Source organism: Moritella viscosa (assembly GCF_900120065.1).
Taxonomy (GTDB): domain Bacteria; phylum Pseudomonadota; class Gammaproteobacteria; order Enterobacterales; family Moritellaceae; genus Moritella; species Moritella viscosa.
In genome coordinates this window covers 1-1,037 of record NZ_FPLG01000063.1, presented here as the reverse complement: position 1 = coordinate 1,037, position 1,037 = coordinate 1, and the positions used below count along the sequence as shown (strand labels likewise).

The window sequence follows — 1,037 nt, the reverse complement described above, 5'->3', positions numbered from 1 at the left end:
TTACAGCGTAAAACCAAAAGCACGCTTAGCGTTGCAAGCGGTGGCGGTAAGCAGAAATCAGTTGCAGTAGAAGTACGTAAAAAACGTACTTACGTTAAACGTACAACAGCTGAAGATGAAGCGGCATTAGCAGAAGAAAAAGCGGCGCAAGAAGCAGCTGAACTGAAAGCACAGGCAGAAGCGAAAGCACAAGCAGAGGCAAAAGCAATCGCTGATGCTGAAGCAAAAGTAAAAGCGGACGCAGAAGCAAAAGTAAAACGTGATGCTGCAGAAAAAGCAAAACGTGAAACGAAACAGAAAAATACTAAATCAAAAGAGGCAGATGATATGGCGAAGCGCGAAGCGGAAGCGTTGAAGCAGAAGCAGGAGCAGGAAGCCACTCGTAAAGCGGAGCTGGAAGCTCAACAGAAAACTGAAGAAGCACGTAAATTAGCAGAAGAGAACTCAGCACGTTGGGCTGCAGAAGAAACTGAGCGTGCCAATAAAGATAAAACAGCTGATTACCATGTAACAACATCAACTCATGCACAAGCTGCAGAAGATGATGCTGATGCACGTTCAGAAAAAGGTGTTCGTAAGAAAAAACCTGTTGCACCAGTTGAACCGGCAAAAGCGGCACCAAAAGGTAAAGGTAAAGCACGTAAAGCGAAAGGTCGTAAACCTGATAACCGCTATAGCCGTCATCAAGGTAAATCAGTTAATGCACCAGAAGCTATGCAACAAGGTTTTAATAAGCCAGTTGCTAAAGTTGAACGTGATGTTCGCATCGGTGAAACGGTCAGTGTTAGCGAACTAGCACAGAAAATGGCAATCAAAGCGACTGAAATCATCAAGTATATGATGAAGCAAGGTTCTATGGTTACTATTAACCAAGTACTTGACCAAGAAACTGCACAACTTATCGCAGAAGAAATGGGCCATAAAGTTATCTTGGTTAAAGAAAATGCACTTGAAGAAGCTGTATTAGCTGAAGCGCAAGGTGAAGGTACTAAAGTTACTCGTGCACCAGTTGTTACTATCATGGGTCACGTAGATCA

The 1,037-nt window shown here is 43.4% G+C and carries 1 protein-coding gene; it reads left to right on the top strand.

The features are described 5' to 3' along the window. A partial coding sequence (locus BT797_RS09995) for an IF-2-associated domain-containing protein (protein ID WP_175545655.1) occupies positions 1-1,037 on the top strand: 1,037 nt, incomplete at both ends.